This window comes from Simkania negevensis Z (genome assembly GCF_000237205.1).
In the GTDB taxonomy this organism is placed as follows: Bacteria; Chlamydiota; Chlamydiia; order Chlamydiales; family Simkaniaceae; genus Simkania; species Simkania negevensis.
Map to the genome: position 1 here is coordinate 1,348,865 of NC_015713.1, position 23,976 is coordinate 1,372,840.

The window sequence follows — 23,976 nt, forward strand, 5'->3', positions numbered from 1 at the left end:
AAATTGAATTTCAGGTATCTTTATTACTCAATGAATGCAATTTTTTTAAAAAATTACTCTCTTTCTGGAGCCCTTTTTTTTGAGGGATTTACAGAACATAAAGACGCTTTTTTTAAAGAAAAAGAGTGGAACTGCCACGCCATCACACATCTAGTCCTTTCACTTCTCGATATCTTCCCCCTTTTCTATTTTCTCGAAGGCCTTCTCTCGCTATTTTTTACTGCAGCACCAAAAGAATCTCCCCCGATCGCACCTGAAAGAGTTTCACTTAAAAAAGGAACTATTTTTGGAACCAAAAACCAATACACTGACGCAAAAAAAGAAGAAGAAAGACAAAGTTGCACTGTTCAAGCCTTGACCTTTCTCAAACACCTTCTCCAAAATGATTTCATAGACGGTCCCATGATCGATCAATGTTTAACAGAAGGACTCCAAGCTTTTACCCTCTTGAGCGAGCGGCTCCATGAAGAAAGGCGCACTCAGGCTCGCGACTACCTAATCAAACAAGGTGCTCCTATAAAAGAGGTCGAAGAGTTTCTACGAGCAAATCCTGGTTCACCCAAAGAATGGCCTCTTATACAATTTTTAGGCCGGTACACCACATTTGACACAACACCTGCTGCGCAGCTCCTTTCAGGGCATTCGGTCTCTTCTAAAGAAGCCTCTCAAACTTTCATAGATGTTCTAAAACAAGTTTCCGATACGGTTGCATCTCTCCCCCCTCAGGAAAAAGAAAGACTCACCTTTTTCGAAGGAATAATCCCTGAGAAGGAAGCAGGGACGGTTCTCACCTGCAACGGCCTGACTATCCTCATTGCAAAAACAAAGGACCAGCATCTGATCTATGATTCTCATAGTAACACAGCGTTGCATCCAGGCAATTCAGCTGCCTATGTTAAAATCCTGGAGACTCCCCAAGAAGTTGGAGTATTTTTAGCCTCCTTCTTCGACTACCGCGTGGGGGGCACTAACCAAGTTGAAATGATGACATTGACCTTGCTCTCACCATGATCGTGGATCATGAGATAAGTCAACGTCATAAGGCTTTCCTTTTACCAGAATCATTCCGGGGTTATCCTGAAGAAATTCTTGAAGCGTTTCGATCGCAATACGACGAAAAGCATTCATGTTGTCATACAGTTCCTTTGGATCCACATAAGGGAAACATTCTGAAAAAAGACCTTTTCGATTAGATTCTTGCACAGCATTAAAAATGGATCCCTCAAAACGAGCAGCTCTAAAAATGTTATGAACTGCATGAAAACCACAGCATAAGTTGTTGTTTTGATTTTTTTCAGTCACTACAGTCTTAACTCGGCAAGTAGGAACAACGACTTTGAGAACAGCTTTCAGTTCCTCTGCCGCCTTTCTGATCATAGTCGTTCCGCCCATCGAATCAAAACCCGTCACATCTATTTCCGAGTCTTTAAACTCAACCACCAAACCAGCTGCATGATAACCTGCTTCACTATAAGGAATAAAAAGCTTTTTTGGAAAAGCATGGTTCTTGTCATATAGCCCTTTTATGAGATCCATGAAAAGAGCTCTAGCTTTCCGATTCTCATCCGAGACCATAGTCTCAGACACAAGATAATCACATTCGCTTATAGGTTTTTTCCGAGCTGTAGACACTGTTCCATCCTGACGAACAAGATTTTCTTCTTGATGACAAAATGCAAGCAAACAATTTTGTCCATTTCTCTCTAATGTCCCCTCATTTGGTTTTAAGTCGATGACTCTCATCAAGCCGTAAATAAAACTCAAATTCAAGTGGCCATGCAAAAAGATAAACCTCGAATCACGATAGCAAAGCGAACCAGGGCGAGCAGTTAGATCATCAGCATCAGGTAAGAAAAATGCCCTATTGGTTTCGATTTTGTTATGTGCTTGATTATTTGAGTGATCAAGAGAAACAGACGCACTAGAATATCGAATGTTAGGGAAAGACGGAAAAAAATAAGAGTGAAAAAAGAGATGAGCTATTCCAATAGCGTATCCTGTCAGCAAAGAATCCACACTCAGTAGCGAAGCAAAAACGCTCGCGCTCAATCCCACTGTCACAAATCCCATGACCAATCGACTCCAAGATGTCTGATACTGCCCTTGCATCAAATGCGAAGTAACATGAAACGCAAACTGGTTGAGAACCCCAAGAGCTAAAACTTGGACTACCGACTCTCGAGTTTTAGTTGCACCCTCAATGAGGGTACTCAATAGACCTCCACTAAGGCCAAAACAACTCATTTCTTTAAGATGAGTCGAAGAAATAGATTTAAGATTTGTCATGTGATCACTCATTTTTTGTGAAGAGTATAGAGGAAAAACAACTATTTTAAAATAGCTAAACGAGGATCGCCTTCTTTTTTTTCTTCAAAGACATCTTCTAGATCCTCTGGAAGATAGGGAGGACTTGAGCTAAAGCCACATCCTTTGAGAATTTTAGGCTGCCCAAAATGCTCAATGACCGGCCACTGCCGACACACTTGAGGCCGCAATCTGTACTGCCCGCAGGAACCATCTTTTTTGAGATAGCGACACCCCATAATATACATCTCGTGCCCTTCATAAATATGTGGCTGTTTGTACCGCATATAAAACCCTTGAACTTGGGTATGCCATATTAGAAAGAGGCGTCCCCAAAGGGTTCCTGAATGCCGAATGAGAACGTAATAACAGCAGTTCCCTCGCCTCTTACACTTCCCGACCTGCTTGAAGGGAGGGCGAATGATCTTCCTAGCTAGCTTTTGCATCAGCTCATCGATGAGGATATAAGGTAAGAGGACGCATTTGAGGGGAAAGCGGATAAACCCTGGCAGCCACCGCTTGGGAATGCCTTGAGGGGGTGGAGGGGGCTCATGCCCCTCTTCGCCGGCAATCTCCAGCAAATCCTCTAGCAGCTCGCTTTTCGCTTCGTAGTAGATCTTTCGTTTAAACATGCGCGTAGCATGACCGATCTCCTCCCTTTTGTCAATCCCTTCCCCGAGAGTGCTAAGTTTACCTGAGAGTGCTAAATTTGCCTCATATTATTTAGCACTTAAAACAGCGATTCGCTAAAAATGTAAGTAATTAATATAAAATTATATTTAATAACAATTAATAGATTTAAATTGGTTAAAATGCGATAATTGTATGTATTATTAACAACATATTAACCCAGGGCTACAGCATGGAATTCGAAAAGAAAATGCTTGAGTCTCAGTCTCTTACTAAAAGAGTCGAGTTTATTACTATTCAATCCAGCGAACGTCGTGAAGAAGAAGTTCGCTATAAAAATATTAATCGGAAGCAGATCCGATTCGACCTTGGTGATGTAGCAATTATGCTAGCACTAGGTGAAATTCTGCGTCCTTACGGGGTAATGGAACTTATTGAAAACAAGCTAGCTAAGTCAAATATCGAATTTTTCCGCTACTGGGGCGAAAAACGCCTAGCAAAGCGCGGTCAAGCGTTCATGATGAACCTGTATATGAAATCTCCTGAGAAATTCTCTCATGCCGAACTAAAAAGCAGAGGGAGAAAGCAGATGGAACTTGCACGCGGAACGCTTATCATCAGCGAACTTACAAACCAAAAGACCATCTCTCTTCAAGATAACAAGGAAGACTATCACGCTGAATTAGAATCGTTTAGAGCGAAATTTAAAGAACAAGAAATGAAACTACGTCATCAAAAAGAAGTCATTCAAGAACTCACTCACGATGAATCAGATGTGAACGCACAAAAGCTAATCGGAACAAACGTCTAATTTCAAGTTAATTAGAAACGGTCGAACCTATTTCGACCGTTTTTTTTTGGATTTGCTAAATTTATAAATATCTTATGATAAACAACTTAAAAAGATTATCCCTCTCTTCTTTTTAAATTTTTTTAGATAATTTAGCAAACTGTTAGCCCTCTACTCCAAATAAAAAGGAAGAGAGCTCAGTCGACTCACACAAATCATCTTAATATATTTAAAATAAATAAGTTATATATTTGCTAATATAATATTGGAATATTATTAATTTTATGTAATAATAATATTAAGGATAAATATAAAAAAAGGGAATTTGACACATGTTAATAGATGAAAAGATTTTCGAGTCAGATGAACTCTCTAAAAAGATTGAATTCGTCACATTCCAATCATCAGAGAGAAAAGACGAAGAAATCCGCTATAAGAATGTGAATCGAAAACAAATTGTATTTGATCTCAGTGACATAGCAATGATGCTTGCTCTAGGACGCGTGATTCAACCTTTTGGTCTCAACGAAAATTTTGAAAACAAAATGTTAAACTCTAAAGTTCATGCCTTTCGTATTTGGGCTGAAAAACGGATAGCAAAACGAGCAGAAAATTTTCTCCGTATTCTCTATTTGAAACATCCCGAGAAGTTCACTAAAGTCGAATACGAACATTCGAAGAAAAAAAAGATGAAAATTGCAAAATGTAATTACATCTTAAGTGAACTCACTTCTCAAAAGAGCATCTCGCTTAAAGATAACAGAGATGAACTCGAAGAATTGCGCAAATTCAAAGAACAATTTACTGGTGAGCAGCAACGTTTGGTACTTCAAGAAAACGTGATTAAAGATTTAACGCATGATGATCGCGGCGGGAGAGAAACTCTTCTCGAACACAAAAGAAGCGAATAAAAATTTAAGCTTACCATCAGATTAGATCACTCACCTCGAGCGATTTGCTCGAGGTTTTTTTTTCTCTGAACATTTTCTGTTGCTTTTTCCAAAACTTGTGCTAGAATAACGTCCTAAAATGACGGATCATGAGTAGTACCGAATATGAGAAGTCCACATGGACTCAAAAAATCTGGCCAATAAGGCGCTTTGAACTTAAGAAAGTCCTTCCTCTTTTAATCCTTAAATTTCTAGTCTCTATGGTTTATGCCACTCTCACCTTAATCAAGGATCCCCTTGTGGTGACGGCAAAACATTCTGGAGCAGAAGTCATTCCAGTTCTAAAAGGTTGGATTGTTTTCCCCTTATCGATTCTTTGTGCTATTGGTTACTCAAAGTTAAGCAACCACTTCAAACGTTCCACCCTCTTTTACGGAATCATTACAGCTTTCCTAGCTATTGTTCTTATCTACGGCTTCGTTTTGTATCCCAATATGGGAATTCTCACACCAAGCGACTCTGCAAACTTGTTAACAGCTAAATTTGGGGAAAAATACACACACTGGATTGCAGTTTATCGGAATTGGATCCATTCTCTCTTTTTCGTCACCACAGAGCTTTGGGGGCAAGTTGTCATTTTCCTCCTCTACTGGGGATTTGCCAACCACATTTGCCAAGTGAAAGAAGCTAAAAGATCTTACACTCTTTTCATCGCTGCAGGCGATTTAGCAACGATCTTGGCTGGTCCACTTACCTATTACTACGGAAAAAAGTTTCTAGGACAAAGCTATGCTCTCACTCTTCAATCCCTACTAGGATATGTCTTAGTCTGCGGGCTACTCATCATGGCAGTCTATTGGTGGATGAATCGATATGTCCTAACAGACAAACGGTACTACGATCCATCAGTGACGAAGCAAACAGTCAACCAAAAGACCAAACTCTCTCTGCGTGATAGTATCCGGCATATCTTTTCATCAAAGTATCTCCTTGCTATTGCGGTCCTCGTTGTCGGTTGCGCTCTCACCATCAACATGGTAGAAGTCACCTGGAAAGCTCACTTAAAGATGCAATACCCAACAACTGCTGATTACCAAATGTTCATGGGGCGAGTCACAACTATTGTTGGAGTTGTTGCCCTCATCACTGTATTCTTCTTAGGAGGAAACTTCCTGAGACGGTTTGGATGGCACTTCAGTGCTCAAATCACCCCATGGGCGATTGGAATCACAGGTGGTGTTTTCTTTTTACTCTGCCTTTTGAAGCCCTATCTCGGGTCTTTCGCTCATTATGTTGGACTCACCCCTCTTATGATGATTGTCATCTTTGGAGCCTTCCAAAATATCACTAGTAAAGTCGTCAAATACTCGTTCTTTGATTCGACGAAAGAAATGGCTTATATTCCACTAGACCCTGAATCTAAAGTGAAAGGAAAAGCAGCCATCGACATGGTCGGTTCAAGATTGGGTAAGTCGAGCTCCTCCTGGCTACAAATTGGCTTGATTGAACTAGTTGGGACTGGTTCGGTGATCTCAATCACTCCTTATCTACTGCCTATCGTTCTAGGTGCCGCCCTCTATTGGAGCTACTCTGTACGCTACCTCAATAAAGAGCTTTCTGTGCGTGAAGAAACACTCCTCGAGGAAGAAGAAGCTAAGAAAAGAGCGGGAGAGCTTCAGCCTGAACCTGAGCCTGCCACTTGAACGGCTCACTTTCCGAGTTATTACATCACTTAAAGCAGCTCGGCTCAAAAGAGCGTGCCATATGGGACCAAAGCTATCACAAATCAAAGCGTGAACATTGGGGAGTTCCGGCTGTAGCAAGTGAACAATATGCCCTTTCTCTTCTAGGAGTCTTTGGCCTTGAAAGCGCTTTGCCTCTCGCTAGAGCTTTATGGAAAACAGATCTCTTTGATCCGATGATATGCGCAGCCAGAATCCTTTCTTCCTCAAAGGTCAATCCCTCCCCAGCTATTTGGAATTTAATTGTCGACTTTTTAACGCAAGTAGATGGATGGGCTTTAGAGGATCAACTTGCCCCTGCTGCACGCAAGTGCATTTTAGCAGATGAATCTCTTCTAGATGAACTTGAAAAGTGGACCTATCACGAAAACTTTTGGATAAGGCGCGCAGCGCTCGTCTACACTCTCCCATACGCAAAGCCTAATTTCAATCCTGAAAGAATGCTCAGCTGGGCAGCACGTTATGCAACAGATCCCGAGTGGTTCATTCAAAAAGCTATCGGCTGGTGGCTCCGGGTTTTAGGAGAGCATAACCCCGAGCGGGTCATTCTCTTTCTAGAAACCCACTCCGATACACTGAAATATATCGCAAAAAAAGAGGCAAGACGAAAGCTTACCTCTTAAAACGGAAGTGACAATCTATCTTTGAACTAAGCCTTCTTCATTTTTGATTGCTAACTGGAAAAATGCATGACCATCCCGGGTGATTTGAGCGATAAAGGGTTTTCTTGCGTCAAAAGTGATTTCAGGAGGAGGTGGAAAACAAGCCGATTCTTTTGTCATGGCATAAGAAGCTGCCGCTGCTTTTGTCCCTTTTTCATCGCATTTGAGATAGCACTTTTGTCCAATTTCAGTGAGAGGGTCTCCATTAAAGCGGCTTAAAACCTTAGGAATTGGATAACCAAGATCTTCTAAAGTTTTTTTCAAGTCTTTCATATCTGTTTTGAGATCTAATTTAGGTAAGTAGAGTTGGATCCCTTCTGTCATTTTTGCTTTTGCATGGCAATCTTGAATAAAATCGGGGGTCAGTTTTTTCTCAAGTTCCCCAATTGCTTTTGGATCATCTGGAAGAAAAATGGTATAAGCAAAGGGCCTTGTCGAATCACCTGAAGTGTGATAAGGAATTTGAAGCATGGCAAAATCGTCACCCTTAAAGTAGACAAAATCGCTTACTTTTTTCATGATTTGAGCATTGACTTCTGCTCCACTGAATGTTGTAAATTTCCCATTTGTGGCATCATCGAAGGGGTCTTCCCACTTTCCTTCAAAAAGTGTTGTATTAATGAGTGCACAGTTATCACTTGCGAAATCATCAAAAAGCTTTGGAATGAGTTTATCTGTTTTATCACTGACCCATGCATTGATTTTGTCGACATCTGCTGGTAGTAGCTCGGCGCCGTATACCCCCTGAATCACAGATTCAAAAGATTCTTCTACTTTTCCAGCTTTGGCAGCAATTGCATTTGCAATCACAATTTTCGGATTGTCGCCAGATAGATCTTTTAGAATTTGATTGAGTCCTTTGTGAATTTGCTCTTCGCTCATTCCTTCTAACCCAAGCTTTTTTATGAAAGGAGGAACCTCATCCGAGGGCATGGCTCTAAGGAGCATCCCTAGGAGAAGAAAAAGACTCATGGCTGACTGAACATAAGAAATATTTGGATCTCTTGACTTGGCAAGTTCTTGTTCAAGCTTTTGTACAGCTATTTTGATCTTCGCTAGATCAGACGGTATAAAAGAAGCATTTTCGATTTCTGGTGGAACGGGTTTTCTTACCGAACTAGATGAGGGGCCTTGAGGTTGGCTTGAAAAACCAGGAATCCATAAGAGCAACTTTTCCCATTGCTTAGGTTTCACCTGGTCTATTCCGGATAAGATAGCAAGCTCGATGAGTCCTAATTTTATGAGAGAGAGAGTTGATGATTGAGTCATCCACCCAATAAATAATAGGCCTGAAGCAACAAGAGTGGTGTTACAAATGACTCGAATCAGCGTTTCGTCTTTGGGTGGGCTTTTCCAGATGGATTCAAAAACATAATGACCAATGCTGGTGCTTGCAGGAGCAAGCAATAAGGCTTCTTTCGAAATAGAAGGAAAGTAGCTCACAAAATACTTCGAGCCCAAAAGAACACTGGCTGTGACAAGAGCAACCGCTTGAGTCAACTCTTTTGCAAGTAAAATCCGATTATCCCCCTCAAGAATAGACGCTGACATGATTAAGATCCTGTGTTTTTTTCACGTGAAAACGATACAAAAAATTTGCAATTAGTAGAAGGTTAATTCTTTAAAGCTGGGGTTATTTTTTTAAGAGTAAGAAGAAGTCTGGATGGATTTTTAAGGACTTAGGATTAAGAAGACAGGAGTGAAAGGTGAATTCATCAACCGGCGTGAAATCAACTTGAAACGTGCTGGATTTCACCTGTGCATTCTCCCGAATGCTTACTTGAAGCTCAAGACAAGGTTTGTCAAATGCTCCAGACAAAAGGTTGATTTCTCTGATTTCTTTCACATCAATTTCAATTTGACTTTGCGTCTCAACCATGATGGCATACCGGTTGTCATATAAACGCTTTTCAACAAAAAATTTGCAGGGAACCTCGGGAGCTTGAGGCTTCTTCACTTCATGAAAGACCATCAAGTCCTGCAAACTCATAAATGAAGTTTTTTTGATAAAGTCATTCCATACCTTTTTTTGATTTTGCGTGGGTTCATTGAGGTACTCGGGATAGAGTAATTGAAAGTAGATCGTAGCACCACTCTCTTCATTCAGCCCGACCCAAAGTTGGTAGTAATGGCGTCCTTTTGGACCTTTTGCATGGACTTCGCGGTAGGGAAAAATCCCCCATTTTCCCTTGTTGACCATGATTTCAGTAAAGCCTGCCGCAGTAAGGTCATTAGTCTTCCCATCATTACTAAACCGGTCGAGACCTATCTGGGTCACGTTTGTCGAGACTTGAGCACGAATAATGCACGAATTGAGAGAAGAAGGATCTTCGAAATAACTCTTAACTGTTTTGGCATTGCCCCAATAATATCCGTGAGAGAAATAAGGATCATCTTCTCGCTGCCCTAAAGTAAAGTCTAATGGCAAGCAAGGATCTACAAGTGGAGGACGAACTAAATAAGGAAGCAAATTTGAAATGCGAGCTTCAGATTTAATCTGACTTGACCCTTCTAATGCAAATAGCCCAAACGACAAGAAAATAGCAAGAATGAAAAAGCTAAACCGAAAGCTGTTTCCCATTTGACACAAAAGCTTTAAATAGACTGAAAGTATTAATCTTAGATCTTTCTTGATTTTCGTTCCACAAAGAAGAAAAAAAAGTCGTATTTCTGTATTCTAAAAAGTTATGTTTATGCTCTTGCTTCTGCTTCTGCCACTTTCCTTATACGCCATGCATGAAGAGCCTTCTGTCAATGAAGCAATGCTCGCTCCATGGTTTACCGGTCCCCTTCTCGCCCCTGCTGCCCAGTGCAATTCCAAGGGTGTTACGACGTGGCAGCCTTATATTTTTGTGACGAGTACCTTTGGTGAATATGATAACCACTGGCACCGTCAAAACATTCCTAACATTTGGTCTATGACCCCCTTTGTCAATGTTACCTACGGGCTTGGTTCATTCGTTGACATCGAGGCTGCTGCCTCTATTATCTATAACTATAGCCAGGGGTCTTCTGCTCTTCGATTTACTGATTGGAGCTTGTTTTTGGGATTTCAAGCCCTCCGAGACACCCCAGGAACCTGGAAACCTAACCTTAGAATCACTCTGCAGCAAGTCTTTCCTTTTGGGCAATACGATCATCTCAACCCAAAAAAACTCGGTATTGATGGAACAGGAAGAGGGGCCTACAGCACAGGAGTGAATTTCAATTTTGAGAAAACTTTTCACTATTCACCCTACAAATCTTTACGCATCCGATGGAGCCTAGGCTATCTTTTTGCAGTTCCCGTCCACATTCAAGGACTCAGCGTCTATGGAGGAGCTCCCAATACCTCTGGAAAAGTTTTTCCTGGTCAAAGCTTTACTGGATATCTCTCAGGAGAATTGCAGATCACCCAAAATTGGGTCTTTGCCTTTGATACAGAATATCTCATCATGCGTCACGACCGCTTCAGTGGTAAGCCTGGAACAGACGAAAGCGGAAGAAAAGCTTCCGTCGGAAATCCCTTCTCTGTTCTAATTAGCATAGCTCCAGCCATTGAATACAACTATACCGAAAACTTCGGACTCATTGGTGGCGTCTGGTTCACCGTCGCGGGAAAAAACGCCACTCAATTTTTTGGGGGCACCGTTTCTGTAGTCATCAATTACTAAAAGCTGAACTTGGTTTATGTTGCTTATTCCCAGGAGAGGGAGTTCTTTTAAATTCTCGGTATTTTTGCCGAAGGGAAAGGGCAAACGGGCTGAGAAGAAAGAGAAAAATCCCTGAACCCAGAGCTCAGGTTAAAAGATTCCAAGGGCATCGAGCATGATCAAGATGATCACAATTGGCGCCAGATACTTGATACTAAACCGAAAGTAAATCTCGATGAAGGGGTAGTTCTTGAATAGGCTTTCTGCTCCTTCCTTTAAATGGGCAATCGCATTCTTGATCCCCCAGCGCCAACCTAAGAGGAGGACTGCGGCCAATCCGCCTAGCGGAATCAAGATATTTAAGCAGAGGAACAGGAGCAATCCAAAAAACGTCTTTCCAAAGAGGGTGATCTCAGCTAGCGGTCCAAAAGAGAGCGCACATGGAATCCCAACAATAAACACCCCAATCCCCGTTGCTAAAACGGCTTGGTGGCGCCCCCACTTTTTCACATCAATGAGGTAAGAAATAAGTGGTTCCATCGCCGAAATTTGCGATGTCAATGCCGCTAGAACAAGGAGCACAAAAAAGAGCAAGCAGAGAAAGTATCCACCCGGCAACTTTGAAAAGATGATGGGCAGGGTTTGAAACATCAAACTTTCACCCGCAGTTGGCTCCATGCCAGAAGAAAAGACAATCGTGAAAATTGCAATTCCAGCAAGTAATGAGATGCAGATTCCAAATAAAGTGATCGGAACGCAAGTGCTGGGAAGATTTTCATTTTTCCCTATGTAACTCCCATAGGTCACCATGGTTCCTTGTCCCAAGCTAAGAGAAAAGAAGGCCTGTCCTAGGGCCATCAAGATGGCAGTAGGTGTGATATGAGACCAATCCGGTTTGAACACAAAAGAAATCCCTTTCGCTCCTCCTGGCATCATTAAGCCCTTGATCACAAGAACAATCAAGACTATGAGTAGAAGAGGCATCATGATTTTATTTCCGGCTTCAATCCCTTTTCTCACCCCCGTGTAAAGGACCAGCATCGATAAAAGCACAAACGCAAATAAAGAACCTATTCCCCAGAAAGGTGACGTACTAAATTGGTTGAAGTGGTCAAGCGCTGCTTTTGTCGTTGAAAACTGGGTGAGCTGCCCAAATAGGGCTTGAAAAAAGTAACCAAGGGTCCAGCCTGCAATCACTGCATAAAATGAGCTGACCAAAAAACCGGTGAGGATCGTGGTTGTCCCCATCCCTTTCCAAGTGCGATTTTTTCCAATCTTGTTAAAGGCTCCAGAAGGATTAAGTTGGGCCTTACGGCCAATCATGATTTCAGAAATCAGAACGGGAAAGCCAACAATAATCAAACAGATCAGATAGAGGATAACAAAACTTGCTCCTCCATTTTCTCCAACAACATAAGGGAAGCGCCAAATGCTCCCTAATCCAATCGCCGAACCAACGGCTGCCCAAATAAATCCGATGCGGGACTTCCAATGTTCCCTTTTAGTTTGCTTAGCGAACTTTCAAACTCCTTATCTAAGTGATTTAATTTTCTATAGCATCAATCAGAGTTTTCGCAAATGTTTCTGACGAAAACTGCTCTGCTTGCTCACTCTTTAAGTAAGCGCGGATGTTACTGACATACTCTTCGTACCCTTCTTTTGACACCTGTTGAATATACTCGAGCATTTCTTTTTCATTTTTGAACTGCCGGTAATCGATATAGCACCCTTTAGGAATGTACTTGTCGACATTTGTCGCACCGTAGTAAATGGGCACCGTTCCGGTTACAAAGCAATCAAAGATCTTTTCAGTGATATAACCAGGCTGTTTTGTGTTTTCGAAGCAGATATTGAATTTGTATTCTTTGAGTTTGTCAAGCTTATTAGGAATGGTTCCTTTGGCATGACGATACCCTTCCCAAAGTCGCCCATACAAATCAAAGGTCCCTTCAGGATAATCTTCGAAAAACTGAGCGATCTTTCTTCTCGTAGAATATAGTTCTTCTTCGAAATTGTTGAATTTTAGGTTAGATGCAACCATGCAAAGTAGTTTCCTTTCTTCAAAAGAAGGGAGCTTCTCCTCCATAGGTCGCAGAACATTATAGTTCATTTTGAAGAACTTTTTTCCATCGACTAGATCATCATTCCAAGTGTAAACCTTGTCAAACAGTGAGAGGATCTCTTCAGAATACATCTCCAACAGGACTGAAGGGGGTTCCCACATCACAAGAATGCGATTACCTCTCGGAAGTTGATCGATCTTTGCTTTCGAGAAGAAGGGATGGTAGTTGTGAAATACTACAGCTTTAGCCCCATGTTTATTGAGAATGAAATTTTTAAGGCGCTTGAAATATTGGTGTCGCTTCGGAACCTGATCGAGGTCAATCCATGCCTCCTCATACCCTTTCTGATCAATAGTCTCTTGAGAAAGATGCTGATTCAGAGGTCCCCATTTCGTTGGGATCTCTCTCCCGTTTGGAGCAACAGCAATCCGATTATTAGAACTCTTACGAGAAATGACTGCAATGGCTGTAACTGTCAAAATGGAAAGAGTGAAGAGAAGGACAATCGTCTTTTTCATACTGCCACCTTAAAAAGACCTCATTTTGCCCGATCAAAGGTTTATTTATCAATGGTTCAGCTGACTTCGACAGAACTGACGCATCAAAATTTTAATTGATTATGTTATCCTCCTTGGATGTTTCCAAGGAGGATAAATGAGTTTAAGTAGTCAATTAGAAGCAGCAACACTAATCGAACAGTTTTCTTTGATCGAGGACCCTAGAATAGAAAGATCTAAAAAATATCCACTAGTAAATATCTTGGTTTTTTCATTTGTTTCGATTCTTGCTGGGCAAGAATCGTGGTATCAAATGCAGGTGTTTTGTGAGGAAACACTAGACTGGTTTTCAGAGTTTCTTGATATCTCATCAGGAGTTCCAAGCCATGATACTTTTCGAAGAGTCTTTTCGTTGATTAACCCTGAAGATTTTGAAACTTGTATCATTAAATGGCTTGAAGAGCTGAGAAAGAAAAACTTATCTAGTCAGAGAGTTATAGCCTTAGATGGCAAATCAGTTCGGGGACTTTCTTGGAAAGTCAATGAAGAAAAGCTTCATATTCTCAATGCCTGGGATTGTAGCGATCAAAAGTTTGCAGGGCAGATGTCCATTGATTGTAAAGAAAATGAAATCTCTGCCGCTCCTAAACTTTAAAAAAAAATGCACTTAGAAAAAACCATCATCACAGTAGATGCAATGATGACCCAAACAGAAATAGCAACTACAATTATTGAACAAGGAGGAGAATATTTTATGGCTTTAAAGGGAAATCAAGGGAGCCTTTTTGAAGATGTCCAACTTTACTTTAAAGAAGTAGAAGTAGGAATGAGCAGCTCAAGAACCCTAGAAAAAAACCGAGGACAAGTAGAGGAGAGAAAAGGAACAAAAGGAAATGCAGAATGGATCGATCAAAAAGAAAGATGGAAGGGACTGAAGCACATATTTCAAGTTGAAACAGAAAGTTACCAAGAAGGAAAAATCAAAGCTGAAAAGAGGTATTATATTACAAGCTTAGACTGGGATGCTAGTAGCTTGTTGAAATTATCAAGAGATCATTGGCACATTGAAAACTACCTACATCGAACTTTAGATATTCATTTTCAAGAAGATGCTTGTCAAGAGCATGATCGAAATGCAGCAGCAAACTTATCAATATTGCGAAAACTAGGGATCTCATTGCTCAAGCAAATAGAACCAAAAAACAAGATGATTATCAAAAAAAAGAAAGCCGCTTATTCACCAGCTTTTCGAAGAAAATGTTTATTAGGAGAATTTTGATGCGTCAGTTCTGCTGACTTCGATAACTTCGCCATCCGTCAAAGCAACGAGATCAGATGACTTGAACAAAAAACTTCAAGGCTAACAAGTTTTTCTTCATTAAAGATTTTAGAAAAAGCGTTCAGTTTTACAACTTTGGGATTTTTTGAATAGCATAGAGAGGACTACTACTGATGATAGATATTTCGAAGGGCAGCTTCAAATTATAAAATACATAGCAAGGACGATCTGCATCAGTCTTATCGTACTTTGGAGTAAACTCTTCTTGAAGCTTTTTAAAATCATGGCAAAGACTTAATGCTTGTGCATCGAGACGCGTATTGAGTGGAATACACCTTCTTATAAGAGAGCAGTGAATTTCTTTTTCTAGAGACTCTTGAATCATAAGAAAGATATCACAATTCTTATGAAGATTATTCCAACAAGAAATAGAAGCTTTATCGAGGTATAAAACCCCTTTATCTTTTAAGTGCGCAATGCATGCTTTATAGATTGAGGGATGTTCTCGGTCCGATGAATAATAAAAAGCTGAAAACGTCACGATAATCACATCAAATAGCTTTGTAGAGCGTTCATCAGGAAAACTTTCGGTTCCTACATTCCAGCGAAAAGCTTCCACAGGTGCGATTTTCGTTCTATTTTGGAAAAAGGATATTAACTCTTCTAGAGTCATACCCCCTACAATGTTTTCATTTAAAAGCTCAAAACTGCTCCAGGCTTCAGAGCATGATCGGTCACGCGCAGCATTGATTCTCTCGACCACACCGCCGTTGCAGTCTGCCACATAAAGAGTTGAGTTTTCATCTAAACAATGGGCAAGTTCATCCACTTGAGGAAAACAAGAGAGTCTTGATCCCTTTCTTTCACCTGCACCTATCAGCAACACGTTTCCTTGGAAAGGAATCTTGTCTTTTCCAATCAATGCCTCATAGAGATGAGGTAATCTTAAAAAAGAAGTAGTAGTTTCTGGTACATTTTGAATAGACATTACAAGAATGCTATCTGTGAAATGAATAAAAATCTATAAAAATTGGATCGTTTTCCTTGAGACATTCTCAAATAGCTTGCGCTATCAACTTATCGTCTAAAAGGATTTTGGGCTGTGAAAAAAATGTATTGCATCAAACTACCGCTCAGTTGAGCTGGCGAGGAAGGGGTCGCTTGAGTAGTCAAGCGAGCGAGCATCTTCTGGGGTGTAAGTCTCGGTGGGAACAAGACTCTTTTCCGCATAAATGCGGTGGAACAGACGTTCGTAATCTTTGACGTGGTGGAGGCACTCGCGTGCTAGCATCCGATTTTCCCGCGCAATGTTACGTCTTTCTTCTGGGTCGTCTTCGAGGTCGTAGAGTTCGACCTCTTGTGACAAGCGAGTGTAGATGAACTTATAATGATTGATCCGACAGCCAAAGTTGCGGAAGACGTAAGGGTTATGAAAAAAAACGCGGCGGTCTTTTGTCTTTCGAAGAAGCGAGCTTCCAATGGAGTGATTGAATCCGTGCAATTTGAATAGATCCATCACAGTGGGAACAAGGTCAAGTTGGCTGGCAGGAGAGGAAATCACTTTAGGCTCGGCAATCCGTCCTTTGGCATAGATGAGGAGCGGAACGCGGATGTTTTCGTCATAGAGATACCGCTGCTCAAAATAGTTAGAGTCATGCTCACCCATCGGGTATCCATGGTCTCCTAAGATAAAGAGAATCGATTTTTCCAAGAGCCCTTGCTCTTCCAGTAAATCAACGAAAAGTCCTAGAGAAGCATCGCTATAATGAAAGGTACTGAGGTATTTCCGATAGGTCGCATTGAGCTCGGTCGGAAGAGAAGGGGGCTCGCAATGGGACGGAAGGTTCCAGGGATGGTGGTTGGTGATAGTAAACAATGTAAGAAACTGTGGATCTTTATCGTGTTTTTTGAGCCACTGTGCGCTATATTGCATCAGATATTCATCGGGTAGCCCCCAACTAGTTGTATTGGCCTTGGGAAATTTATGCAAGATATCTTCTCGTCCCAAAACGGTTTCATAACCGTGATTTTGGAAAAAGACGTCTTGGTTCTCAAAATGGATCGGTCCATTATGAATGTATGAGGCCTTGTACCCAGCACTTTTCATTAGGTCGGGAATGCCAACAAGAGGTGCATCGACACGCACAGCTTGCTCCGAGGCATCGACGTCAGATGGAACTCCAAAGAGTGAAGCGACAACAGAGCGTGAGGTTCGCACTGAATTGGCGTAAAAATCAGAAAACAAAATTCCTTCAGAAGCAAGTCGATCGAAATGAGGGGTAACTCCATGTTCTCCACCAAGGCAACCGACATTCTTCGAGCGAAACGACTCGAGAAATAGGAAAATCACATGAGGTTTTTCCCCATTTTCTAGCTTTAAATTAAAGGTCTTTTCTCCAGAAAAGCCGTAGGTATGTTTATAAAGTGGATACTCGGATGAGGGGTAACTTCTCTTTTCATTTTGAGGGGTGAAGTTTTCGCGCACTAAAAAACGCAAATCGGTTCGGTCTTTTTTGCGTTTGAAAAAACGATAAAACTTTTGGAGAAACCACATCTGGTGCTGAAAGACGATGTGGTCTGTTGCATAGGCAAGCTTTTTTGGAAGCAGCAGAAATCCAAGCGTTCCAATAATTCCCAAAATAAGCCCGTCTTGAATCCATCCTCCTCGAAGTGATAGCGCTTCTAAATGATTCCAGTAGCCCCAATAGACCAAGACCGGCAATGAGAGAAATACAAAGGCTCCTGGTAGGAAGCGCCAAATCTTTTTCTCTTTGGCTGAGTCCCAAAAACAGCGAGCATCGTCGATAAAAGACAAAAACGAAATTTCCATCCGAATGGCACTGTTGCGGTGCAGAAAGGCGTCAAACAGAATGTGAAGCTGAAGCATTGAGGCCAAGACAATGAAAATCCAAAAAAGATAGGGGTTGAGAAATGGGAAAAGTGTCTTGAAAGCCACAAAAAGTAAGAGTTGCTCAAACGCTACAAAGAGATCTTGGCAGGCTCCTGTTAGATACGATAAGAGCACGCTAAAGCGGAGCGGCAGCTTTCGATGTAATATCGTAAATCTAACGCACAGAGAAGGAAAAGCTAATAAAAATAAAAAGGTCCAAACTGCGATCATACTAACAAGGATACTATCGTTTTCTATCGATGTCAAATCAACCCTTTTTTTTAATCTTAAGGCAAAATCTCTAGATCGGCTATATTCGAATTGAGAGAGGCATCCTATGCAATTAAAAATTTTTCAGACAGAAATTGAGATGAATCTTCCCCTCCCTTTATTTTCCAGCTCGGTTAAAGCTGGATTCCCCTCACCTGCCGAAGACCATATCGAGGAAAAGCTTGATCTCAACCGTTTGATGATCGAGCACCCTGCCGCTACCTTTTTCCTGCGTGTCGAAGGAGAATCGATGGAAAATGCAAACATTTATCCTGGGGATATTCTCGTTGTTGACCGTGCGCTCACTCCACATAATGGACTGATCATCGTGGCGGTTTTAAATGGGGAGTTTACGGTGAAACGACTAAAGAAAAAAGGAAACCGCCTCTATCTTTTACCTGAAAACCCAGCGTTTCCTGAAGTTGAGATTACTACAGAAACCGAGTTCCAAATTTGGGGGGTTGTGACTTTTATTATTCATAAGGCGCGCTAATGAACCTATCCCACTCTTTTGAGACTACCCTACTTTACAAAGGTGAGATAGGTCCATGTACGCTCTGATCGACTGTAACAATTTCTTTGCTTCGTGCGAGCAGCTCTTTAATCCTAAGCTGCAGGGAAAACCCCTTGTCATTCTTTCAAATAACGACGGCTGCGTCATTGCTCGTTCACCTGAGGCGAAAAAACTCGGCATTCCGATGGGGGCACCGGCTTTTGAGTATCGGAGCCTATTTCTCGAGTATAGCGTCTCTATCCTTTCGTCGAACTTCGCTTTTTACGGAGACATGTCTAAACGGGTTATGGATACTCTGAAGACTTTTGAATTTCCCGTAGAAATTTACTCGATCGATGAGGCTTTTCTTTTCCTTCCTGAAGCCGACCCGAAACTTGGCCACCTCATCCGGGATAAAGTGATGCAATGGACTGGTATTCCCATCTCTATTGGGATCGCTCCAACTAAAACCTTAGCTAAGGTGGCAAATAAGCTCGCCAAAAATGGCCCAGGTGTTGTCTCTTTTCCTTCGGCAAAAGCGGCAGATTCTCTGCTCAGAACCTTTTCCGTCGAAGATATTTGGGGGATTGGACGTCATCATAAAAAGCGCCTCTACTCTTACGGTGTCCGTACAGCTGCTGATCTGAAAAAGCGGTCTGATGCTTGGGTGAAGCGTTACATGAGTGTGACGGGACTGCGTACAGTTTGGGAGCTGCAAGGAATCCCCTGTCTTTCTTGCCAAGAGATGCAAACAGAAAGGAAATCGATCGTTTCCTCCCGTTCGTTTGGTCGAAAAATCACCGACCATGCTTTGCTAAAAGAAGCGCTTAGTACGTTTCTAGCCCATGCCACACGCAAGCTGCGCCGCAGCCAGCTCAAGGCTCAATTTTTAGTGGTTTTCATCACCTCAGACACAACTACAAGCGCTGCTAAACACTTACCGTTGTCAACGGCCTACACGCCCGATCTTAGCGCCCATGCACATGCCCTTTTAGATGAAATCTTCATGCAAGGCAAAGAGTACAAACGAGCCGGTGTGATGCTTGGAGAACTTGTTGATGAAAACGCAACTCAATTTGATCTGTTTGCAGTTGACCCCAAATCAGATCGCAAACAAGCTGTAATGACAGCTCTAGACACCGTTAACCGCCGCTTTGAAACACCAATGCTCTCTTTTGCAAGCGAAGGAATCGTCAAAAAATGGCAAGGAATGCAAGCTCACCGCTCTCCACTTTATACCACTTCCTGGGATGAGATTCCTAAATGTTAAAACCCTTTTTAAAGTTAGCTGCAGTTTCACGCGCAGTAATTTCACGACAATCGATTGTCGAGCTGCCTAAATGAGGCACAACGAGGCAGTTTTCCATGTGACAAAGAGGATGGTTTGCCGGCAAAGGCTCGGGATCGGTCACATCTAGGACAGCTCCTCGCAAGAGATTTTGCTCTAGAGCTCGGACTAAATCGTCAGTTTTCACAACTGGTCCCCGCGCCATATTGATGATGATAGGTCGTTTGCTCATTTTTTGGATGGTAGGATAGTCAATCATTCCAATTGTTTCTGCTGTGGCCGGAACATGAAGAGAGAGGTAATCTACCTGCTCAAGCATTTCTTCCCATGGCACTTGTTTCACTCCAGGAACTTCAGGGTCAACTTCGCGATAATGTGAAAAAATTACATTGAGATCAAAGCCTCGTGCACGACGGGCAACAGCTTTGCCGATACGACCATATCCCAGAATGCCAAAAGTTTTTCCTGGAAGGTCTTCTCCTAAAAAAAGCCAAGGATCCCAACTGATCCATTTGCCTTCACGCACAAAAGCTTGTCCTTTGGAAATTTTGCGTAAGAAACTCAAAAAAGCTGCAAAGGTAAAATCGGCAGTCGAATGGGTCACAGCATTAGAGGCATTAAAGACGGAAATCCCCCTTTCTCTCGCAGCCGCAACATCGATGTTATCAAGCCCTGAGGCATAGTTGCAAATCACTTTGAGCTGAGAACCCGCCTCTGAAAGAACTTCTCGATCGATTTTATCTGGCATAGTCGAAAGAATTCCATCGTAGGTTCGGACGACTTCAAGCAATTTTTCGCGTGGTAAAACGGCATTTTCAGAGTGACTAACCACTTCAAAATCAGCAGTTAACAACTCTGAAAGAAGAGGGGTTAACTTGCGAGTAATGAAGATCTTTTTCATGACTTTTCCTGATCAAGTAACTGCAAAATCTCTTCTCCTAACTGTTCGACAGAAAGATCTCCTTGGCTTGTCATGATCATCACCCCAATATCAGCTTCAGGAACCATTCCAAGATAAGATGCAAAACCAAATAAGAGCCCTTCGATTGAAAAGAGGTTAGTCGCTGCGTTAAAAGAAGTGATCTTCCAACCTAATCCGACTTGGAACTTATTAAATGCATGATAAGGCTGTTGCATGAGCGGAAGGATCGCATTTAAACTTGTCGTCTCTTTTCCCATGTTAAACGAGAGAAATGTCAGCATATTATGAGCTGTTGAATGAAGTCCACCTGCCCCAATAAAAACCGAGTAAATTTTCTCTCCTTCTAAAGGGGAAACACCTCTCCCTTTTTCATATCCTGTTAGGGTCCGTTTTTTTTGCTCGTTAGTAAGAGTAAAAGTCGTATCTTTTAGATGGAGAGGGTCAAGCAGAAGTTGTTTGACTAAATCAGGAAACGATCGCTTGGAGATCCGCATGAGAATGTTGGATAAAAAGGCATAGCCAAGGTTCGAATACTCGTACTCTGTTCCAGGAGCCCGTTTGAGTTCATAATTTTTCAAAAAGCGGAACATTTGACTCACACTAAAAGAAGCACGACTCGAGAGGTTGTAGGGAAGATCGGGTAAGCCTGAGGTATGAGTTGCCAAATCGCCTAAAGTGATTTCCTGCCCTTTGTAAGTTGGAAGATCCATTGATTTTGGTAAAAATTTGGAAATAGGATCATTTAAAGAAACCTGCCCTTCTTGAACAAAATAAGCTAATGTGCCAGCAGTAAAAAGTTGTGTCACAGGACCAATGCGGAACTCGCTATATTGATTAACCGGAATCGGAGATTTTTGTGAAAGGGTTCCACGTGCCACAATATGCGTAAATTTTTGGTGGTTTTCTCTTCCAATAACGGCAACGGCAATTCCTGTCACCGAATGTTCATTCGTAAATGCATCAACTTTCTCGATCAATTTTTGCTCAAGCAGAGAATCCTTTGCTAATAAAGCAAGCGGCAAACAAAGAAGAAAAAAAAGAAGAGTTTTAGTTTTCATCATCATGAAATTCTGTTATATTACGACGGAGATTAACATGAAACAAAAAAATCTTTAGCATGTTGAAATAGACTGATGAGGAGCTCCTCGAAGTGATCTACGCAAAATCTGGAATTCAATACTCTTTATCTTAACGAGAGGATGTCGTTGGGCGGATCTTCCGACAGATTCCTCTCTTTTTATCCCTCGTTCTACAGCTCACAAATGGTTAAAGCAATCGAGTGTTGAAGGAGTTTTTGATAAAGTGATGAGTGGGCTATTACAGATAGCAATAATGGAAGGAAAAGTTGATCTTTCTCAATTAGCTGTGGACGGTTCTTTTTCCCCGCTCCAGGAGGAGGAGAAAAAGTTGATTATGGTCATAAAGGGAAGGGAGTTCTCCTTCACTTACTTATCGATAAAAACGGCAATGCAATAGCCATTACAACTACCGATGCAAAGGGAGATGAAAACCAGGAAGTAAGCAGGTTGCTTACGCAGCTTCCGTTAAAGTCACTTAAAGGGCGAGTAGTTGTCTTGAAGCGGACAAAGGTTATGATGCAGGCTGGTTACGTCAGCTTTTGTTAAACATGGGAATATTTCCTTTAATTCCATATCGGAAGATCAAAGGAAGATGGATGTCAGAAATCAACGAAGTTACCCATTTCTTCAAGTTAAGCCCCCAACGCTGGAAGATAGAACGAGCTTGTGCTTGGTTAAAAAGGCGTTGTCGTCGGCTATTGATGCGATGGGAGCGTTTATTCGTGATATGGAGTGGGTTAGTAATATTGGGGGTAGTTTATACTTGGATAAAAAATTTAGTTGGATAGGTTCTTGGACAAGAGTCTTCGAAACTATCCTAGATCTTATTAAAAACCTTGTGAGCCGAGATGAGCGGCAGCCTAGCGACTTTCAAGAAGGAATAGCAATAGACCACGATAGTAGTTACATTGAACAGGGTCGTGGTCATTGCAAGCATCAATGGGATAGCGAAATCCATTGAAGGACAGAAGCAATCTAGGTAGAGCTTACATCCAAGATTCCAGGATTATCTTTCCTCTCTGTCACTTCTAGAGAATGCTCTTTTAACCTTTCAAGCATGTAGTCTTTCATCTGGAAAGTCCCTTTGCTGTGCCATCCTTGCCCGACAATCACTGAAAAAGGTTTTCTATCATTTGTTTTAATAAATTCATTGAGTTGAACAAAAGCCACTTGTGGGCTCAAATCATGGCAATCGAGATGAGGTTTTCCTCCTCGAGTGAAAGCATTAGGTTGACCAAAATACTTTCTAAATAGACGACCCGCCTGCTTCATATTCCCTTTCTGGACATTTGCTGAAATAAGCACATCGTAGACAAATCGATTCGGAACAATCAGATTTTTTTTCATCTCTTGAAAAAGACCAAAAACTTTGGATTCTTGGCCATTTTTCACACATTGATGCATGAGAGCATGGTAGTGAAACACAGTTGGTTTTCTGCCACCTTTTTGCATATTTTGAAAAATCTCATAAGCAGCATCTAACTTTCCACTTCGACCATAGGCATGAATCAGTTTGGTATAGTTTACTGAACTTGGCTGAAAACCATATGTATTAAAAAGTTGAAGAACTTCTTCTGCAGCAAGCAGATTATCACTATCTGCTAAAAAGCCAAGTTGTTCGTTATATATTTGCTGCCATTCTTCGTTTGAAGCAGCATAAACAGGCTGGTAATAGACTGGTGCTGGCTCACCATAGAAAGTACATCCACCATATTCATAGGAAACAGAAGATATGCTAGGACCAGCGGTTTTAAAATCAGAACTCATACTTAAAACTTCCCTTCTTTTTTTGAAAAATTATATCATTAAAAAATATTTAATTAGTAGTAATAGTAAATATTTTAATATTTGATAATTATTATAAAATGTTTAAACCACTTGAAATCAGACGTATAAGAATAATAAAAATCCTAAGTCATTGATTATAGGTAGAATAAAAGAGGATTCCGAAGATTCAACCTTTACACAAATTGAACAAATTGATTTTATAAATTATTAATAATAAAAGACTAATAAATTAAATTAATTGTTTAATTAATATTAATTATTATATATAATTATTTATAATGAAGAGGTCGAATATCTAAAATTCAATCAAAAAGAGGGAACAATGAGTGGAGTAATGGCAGCTCGTTATTTAGGCGAAGCTCAAAGCAAATCCTATGTAGGAAAAAATGCACATAAAACTGATGTTTCGGATTCATTTAGCTCTTTAGCTGAGTCAATCAATGATGTCGCTTCAAGTTTTTTTCAAGGGATCGACGAATTTTTTAGCGAATTTTCAAAAAAAATATCTGACACAGGTGATGAGATTAAAGAAAAATTTGATGAAACTTTTGACGATGAAACCTGTCGAAGAATCAAACAAGGTACAGGAGGATTCTTGCTTGGAGGCTTTGTTGGCGCCCTGATCGGAGGTCTTGCTGGCGGGCCTATTGGAGCCGGAATCGGTGGAGGGGTCTGCGCATTTCTTGCAACTCCTTTATGCGCTGGAGCAAATTCGCTTTAAAATCTCTAATAAGTAGATCTTGTTGACTTATAACGC

Annotated in this window: 22 protein-coding genes and 2 pseudogenes; 13 read left to right on the forward strand and 11 right to left on the reverse strand. The window is 41.2% G+C overall.

The features are described 5' to 3' along the window. Window positions 1-30 precede the first annotated feature (30 nt). On the forward strand, window positions 31-1,011 hold the full coding sequence (locus SNE_RS06805) for a hypothetical protein (RefSeq protein WP_013943644.1): 981 nt from the start codon (window positions 31-33) through the stop codon (window positions 1,009-1,011). Here SNE_RS06805 and SNE_RS06810 read toward each other — a convergent pair. After that, a complete protein-coding gene (locus SNE_RS06810; RefSeq protein ID WP_041418887.1) occupies window positions 1,003-2,286 on the reverse strand; it encodes a hypothetical protein in 1,284 nt (427 codons plus the stop codon). The genes SNE_RS06805 and SNE_RS06810 overlap by 9 nt on opposite strands. A 41-nt stretch (window positions 2,287-2,327) precedes the next feature. Continuing rightward, on the reverse strand, window positions 2,328-2,936 hold the full coding sequence (locus SNE_RS06815) for a hypothetical protein (RefSeq protein WP_013943646.1): 609 nt from the start codon (window positions 2,934-2,936) through the stop codon (window positions 2,328-2,330). A gap of 230 nt (window positions 2,937-3,166) precedes the next feature. On the opposite strand from SNE_RS06815, the gene SNE_RS06820 reads away from it, so the two are divergent. From SNE_RS06820 to SNE_RS06835, 4 genes are all read left to right on the forward strand, one after another. After that, window positions 3,167-3,745 carry a hypothetical protein gene (locus tag SNE_RS06820; protein WP_013943647.1) on the forward strand — a complete coding sequence of 193 codons (579 nt, stop codon included), beginning with the start codon at window positions 3,167-3,169 and terminating at the stop codon, window positions 3,743-3,745. A 311-nt stretch (window positions 3,746-4,056) separates the two neighbouring features. Next, window positions 4,057-4,635, forward strand: coding sequence for a hypothetical protein (locus SNE_RS06825; RefSeq protein WP_013943648.1), 579 nt, complete (start codon window positions 4,057-4,059; stop codon window positions 4,633-4,635). A 128-nt stretch (window positions 4,636-4,763) separates the two neighbouring features. Beyond that, window positions 4,764-6,317, forward strand: coding sequence for an Npt1/Npt2 family nucleotide transporter (locus SNE_RS06830; RefSeq protein ID WP_013943650.1), 1,554 nt, complete (start codon window positions 4,764-4,766; stop codon window positions 6,315-6,317). Beyond that, entirely contained in the window at window positions 6,314-6,979 is a 666-nt protein-coding gene (locus tag SNE_RS06835) for a DNA alkylation repair protein (RefSeq protein WP_013943651.1), read from the forward strand. Before SNE_RS06830 ends, SNE_RS06835 begins: the two co-directional genes overlap by 4 nt. A gap of 15 nt (window positions 6,980-6,994) precedes the next feature. Here SNE_RS06835 and SNE_RS06840 read toward each other — a convergent pair whose 3' ends face one another. Beyond that, window positions 6,995-8,569 carry a serpin family protein gene (locus SNE_RS06840; RefSeq protein ID WP_013943652.1) on the reverse strand — a complete coding sequence of 525 codons (1,575 nt, stop codon included), beginning with the start codon at window positions 8,567-8,569 and terminating at the stop codon, window positions 6,995-6,997. Between the two features lie 82 nt (window positions 8,570-8,651). Beyond that, window positions 8,652-9,599, reverse strand: a complete 948-nt coding sequence (locus tag SNE_RS06845; RefSeq protein ID WP_013943653.1) for a hypothetical protein — start codon at window positions 9,597-9,599, stop codon at window positions 8,652-8,654. Between the two features lie 106 nt (window positions 9,600-9,705). Between SNE_RS06845 and SNE_RS06850 the strand changes: the two genes are divergently transcribed. Further along, the gene (locus SNE_RS06850) at window positions 9,706-10,671 is read left to right on the forward strand and encodes a hypothetical protein (protein WP_158307220.1); all 966 of its coding nucleotides are present in this window, start codon (window positions 9,706-9,708) and stop codon (window positions 10,669-10,671) included. A 129-nt stretch (window positions 10,672-10,800) separates the two neighbouring features. On the opposite strand, the pseudogene SNE_RS06855 reads toward SNE_RS06850, so the two are convergent. Together SNE_RS06855 and SNE_RS12310 are read right to left on the reverse strand one after the other, a co-directional pair. Further along, window positions 10,801-12,138, reverse strand: a pseudogene (locus tag SNE_RS06855) (sodium-dependent transporter); the annotation flags it as partial. A 55-nt stretch (window positions 12,139-12,193) separates the two neighbouring features. Further along, a complete protein-coding gene (locus SNE_RS12310) occupies window positions 12,194-13,231 on the reverse strand; it encodes a glycosyltransferase family 10 domain-containing protein (RefSeq protein WP_013943656.1) in 1,038 nt (345 codons plus the stop codon). A gap of 136 nt (window positions 13,232-13,367) precedes the next feature. Between SNE_RS12310 and SNE_RS13415 the strand changes: the two are divergent. After that, window positions 13,368-14,489, forward strand: a pseudogene (locus SNE_RS13415) (ISAs1 family transposase). Between the two features lie 127 nt (window positions 14,490-14,616). Here the strand turns inward: SNE_RS13415 and SNE_RS06875 are convergent. Together SNE_RS06875 and SNE_RS06880 are read right to left on the reverse strand one after the other, a co-directional pair. Then, entirely contained in the window at window positions 14,617-15,477 is an 861-nt protein-coding gene (locus SNE_RS06875) for a hypothetical protein (protein ID WP_013943659.1), read from the reverse strand. A gap of 138 nt (window positions 15,478-15,615) precedes the next feature. Continuing rightward, window positions 15,616-17,610, reverse strand: a complete 1,995-nt coding sequence (locus SNE_RS06880) for an LTA synthase family protein (RefSeq protein WP_013943660.1) — start codon at window positions 17,608-17,610, stop codon at window positions 15,616-15,618. 106 nt (window positions 17,611-17,716) lie between these two features. Here SNE_RS06880 and SNE_RS06885 point away from each other — a divergent pair, with 106 nt between their 5' ends. Then, window positions 17,717-18,142: a LexA family protein gene (locus SNE_RS06885; RefSeq protein ID WP_013943661.1), complete on the forward strand. Its 426-nt coding sequence runs from the start codon at window positions 17,717-17,719 to the stop codon at window positions 18,140-18,142. 55 nt (window positions 18,143-18,197) lie between these two features. Then, window positions 18,198-19,412, forward strand: coding sequence for a Y-family DNA polymerase (locus SNE_RS06890; RefSeq protein ID WP_013943662.1), 1,215 nt, complete (start codon window positions 18,198-18,200; stop codon window positions 19,410-19,412). On the opposite strand, the gene SNE_RS06895 is transcribed toward SNE_RS06890, so the two are convergent. Beyond that, complete coding sequence (locus SNE_RS06895) at window positions 19,402-20,331, reverse strand: 2-hydroxyacid dehydrogenase (RefSeq protein WP_013943663.1); 930 nt, start codon at window positions 20,329-20,331, stop codon at window positions 19,402-19,404. The two genes, SNE_RS06890 and SNE_RS06895, sit on opposite strands and share 11 nt — an antisense overlap. Beyond that, window positions 20,328-21,416, reverse strand: coding sequence for a serine hydrolase domain-containing protein (locus SNE_RS06900; protein ID WP_013943664.1), 1,089 nt, complete (start codon window positions 21,414-21,416; stop codon window positions 20,328-20,330). The genes SNE_RS06895 and SNE_RS06900 overlap by 4 nt, the downstream gene beginning before the upstream one ends. Before the next feature lie 121 nt (window positions 21,417-21,537). Here SNE_RS06900 and SNE_RS06905 point away from each other — a divergent pair, with 121 nt between their 5' ends. The 3 genes from SNE_RS06905 (at window position 21,538) to SNE_RS13065 (ending at window position 22,392) form a co-directional block, all read left to right on the forward strand. Beyond that, window positions 21,538-21,828 (forward strand): hypothetical protein, encoded by a 291-nt coding sequence (locus SNE_RS06905; protein ID WP_231919524.1) that lies wholly within the window; start codon window positions 21,538-21,540, stop codon window positions 21,826-21,828. A gap of 151 nt (window positions 21,829-21,979) precedes the next feature. Then, on the forward strand, window positions 21,980-22,219 hold the full coding sequence (locus SNE_RS13420; RefSeq protein WP_231919491.1) for a transposase: 240 nt from the start codon (window positions 21,980-21,982) through the stop codon (window positions 22,217-22,219). Further along, window positions 22,117-22,392: a hypothetical protein gene (locus tag SNE_RS13065; protein ID WP_148258975.1), complete on the forward strand. Its 276-nt coding sequence runs from the start codon at window positions 22,117-22,119 to the stop codon at window positions 22,390-22,392. Before SNE_RS13420 ends, SNE_RS13065 begins: the two co-directional genes overlap by 103 nt. Window positions 22,393-22,406: 14 nt before the next feature. On the opposite strand, the gene SNE_RS06915 is transcribed toward SNE_RS13065, so the two are convergent. Further along, window positions 22,407-23,198, reverse strand: a complete 792-nt coding sequence (locus SNE_RS06915; RefSeq protein ID WP_013943667.1) for a hypothetical protein — start codon at window positions 23,196-23,198, stop codon at window positions 22,407-22,409. A 343-nt stretch (window positions 23,199-23,541) separates the two neighbouring features. Here SNE_RS06915 and SNE_RS06920 point away from each other — a divergent pair, with 343 nt between their 5' ends. Further along, on the forward strand, window positions 23,542-23,940 hold the full coding sequence (locus SNE_RS06920) for a hypothetical protein (protein ID WP_041418897.1): 399 nt from the start codon (window positions 23,542-23,544) through the stop codon (window positions 23,938-23,940). The last annotated feature ends 36 nt before the right edge of the window (window positions 23,941-23,976 follow it).

Coding starts and splice junctions, on each gene's coding strand:
- SNE_RS06885 (WP_013943661.1), top strand. CDS start 17,717: ATGCAATTAAAAATTTTTCAGACAGAAATTGAGATGAATCTTCCCCTC.
- SNE_RS06875 (WP_013943659.1), bottom strand. CDS start 15,477: ATGTCTATTCAAAATGTACCAGAAACTACTACTTCTTTTTTAAGATTA.
- SNE_RS06825 (WP_013943648.1), top strand. CDS start 4,057: ATGTTAATAGATGAAAAGATTTTCGAGTCAGATGAACTCTCTAAAAAG.
- SNE_RS06895 (WP_013943663.1), bottom strand. CDS start 20,331: ATGAAAAAGATCTTCATTACTCGCAAGTTAACCCCTCTTCTTTCAGAG.
- SNE_RS06805 (WP_013943644.1), top strand. CDS start 31: ATGAATGCAATTTTTTTAAAAAATTACTCTCTTTCTGGAGCCCTTTTT.
- SNE_RS06840 (WP_013943652.1), bottom strand. CDS start 8,569: ATGTCAGCGTCTATTCTTGAGGGGGATAATCGGATTTTACTTGCAAAA.
- SNE_RS13420 (WP_231919491.1), top strand. CDS start 21,980: ATGGGAATATTTCCTTTAATTCCATATCGGAAGATCAAAGGAAGATGG.
- SNE_RS06820 (WP_013943647.1), top strand. CDS start 3,167: ATGGAATTCGAAAAGAAAATGCTTGAGTCTCAGTCTCTTACTAAAAGA.
- SNE_RS06880 (WP_013943660.1), bottom strand. CDS start 17,610: ATGATCGCAGTTTGGACCTTTTTATTTTTATTAGCTTTTCCTTCTCTG.
- SNE_RS12310 (WP_013943656.1), bottom strand. CDS start 13,231: ATGAAAAAGACGATTGTCCTTCTCTTCACTCTTTCCATTTTGACAGTT.
- SNE_RS06915 (WP_013943667.1), bottom strand. CDS start 23,198: ATGAGTTCTGATTTTAAAACCGCTGGTCCTAGCATATCTTCTGTTTCC.
- SNE_RS06890 (WP_013943662.1), top strand. CDS start 18,198: ATGTACGCTCTGATCGACTGTAACAATTTCTTTGCTTCGTGCGAGCAG.
- SNE_RS06810 (WP_041418887.1), bottom strand. CDS start 2,286: ATGACAAATCTTAAATCTATTTCTTCGACTCATCTTAAAGAAATGAGT.
- SNE_RS06845 (WP_013943653.1), bottom strand. CDS start 9,599: ATGGGAAACAGCTTTCGGTTTAGCTTTTTCATTCTTGCTATTTTCTTG.
- SNE_RS06830 (WP_013943650.1), top strand. CDS start 4,764: ATGAGTAGTACCGAATATGAGAAGTCCACATGGACTCAAAAAATCTGG.
- SNE_RS06900 (WP_013943664.1), bottom strand. CDS start 21,416: ATGATGATGAAAACTAAAACTCTTCTTTTTTTTCTTCTTTGTTTGCCG.
- SNE_RS06815 (WP_013943646.1), bottom strand. CDS start 2,936: ATGTTTAAACGAAAGATCTACTACGAAGCGAAAAGCGAGCTGCTAGAG.
- SNE_RS06850 (WP_158307220.1), top strand. CDS start 9,706: ATGTTTATGCTCTTGCTTCTGCTTCTGCCACTTTCCTTATACGCCATG.
- SNE_RS06920 (WP_041418897.1), top strand. CDS start 23,542: ATGAGTGGAGTAATGGCAGCTCGTTATTTAGGCGAAGCTCAAAGCAAA.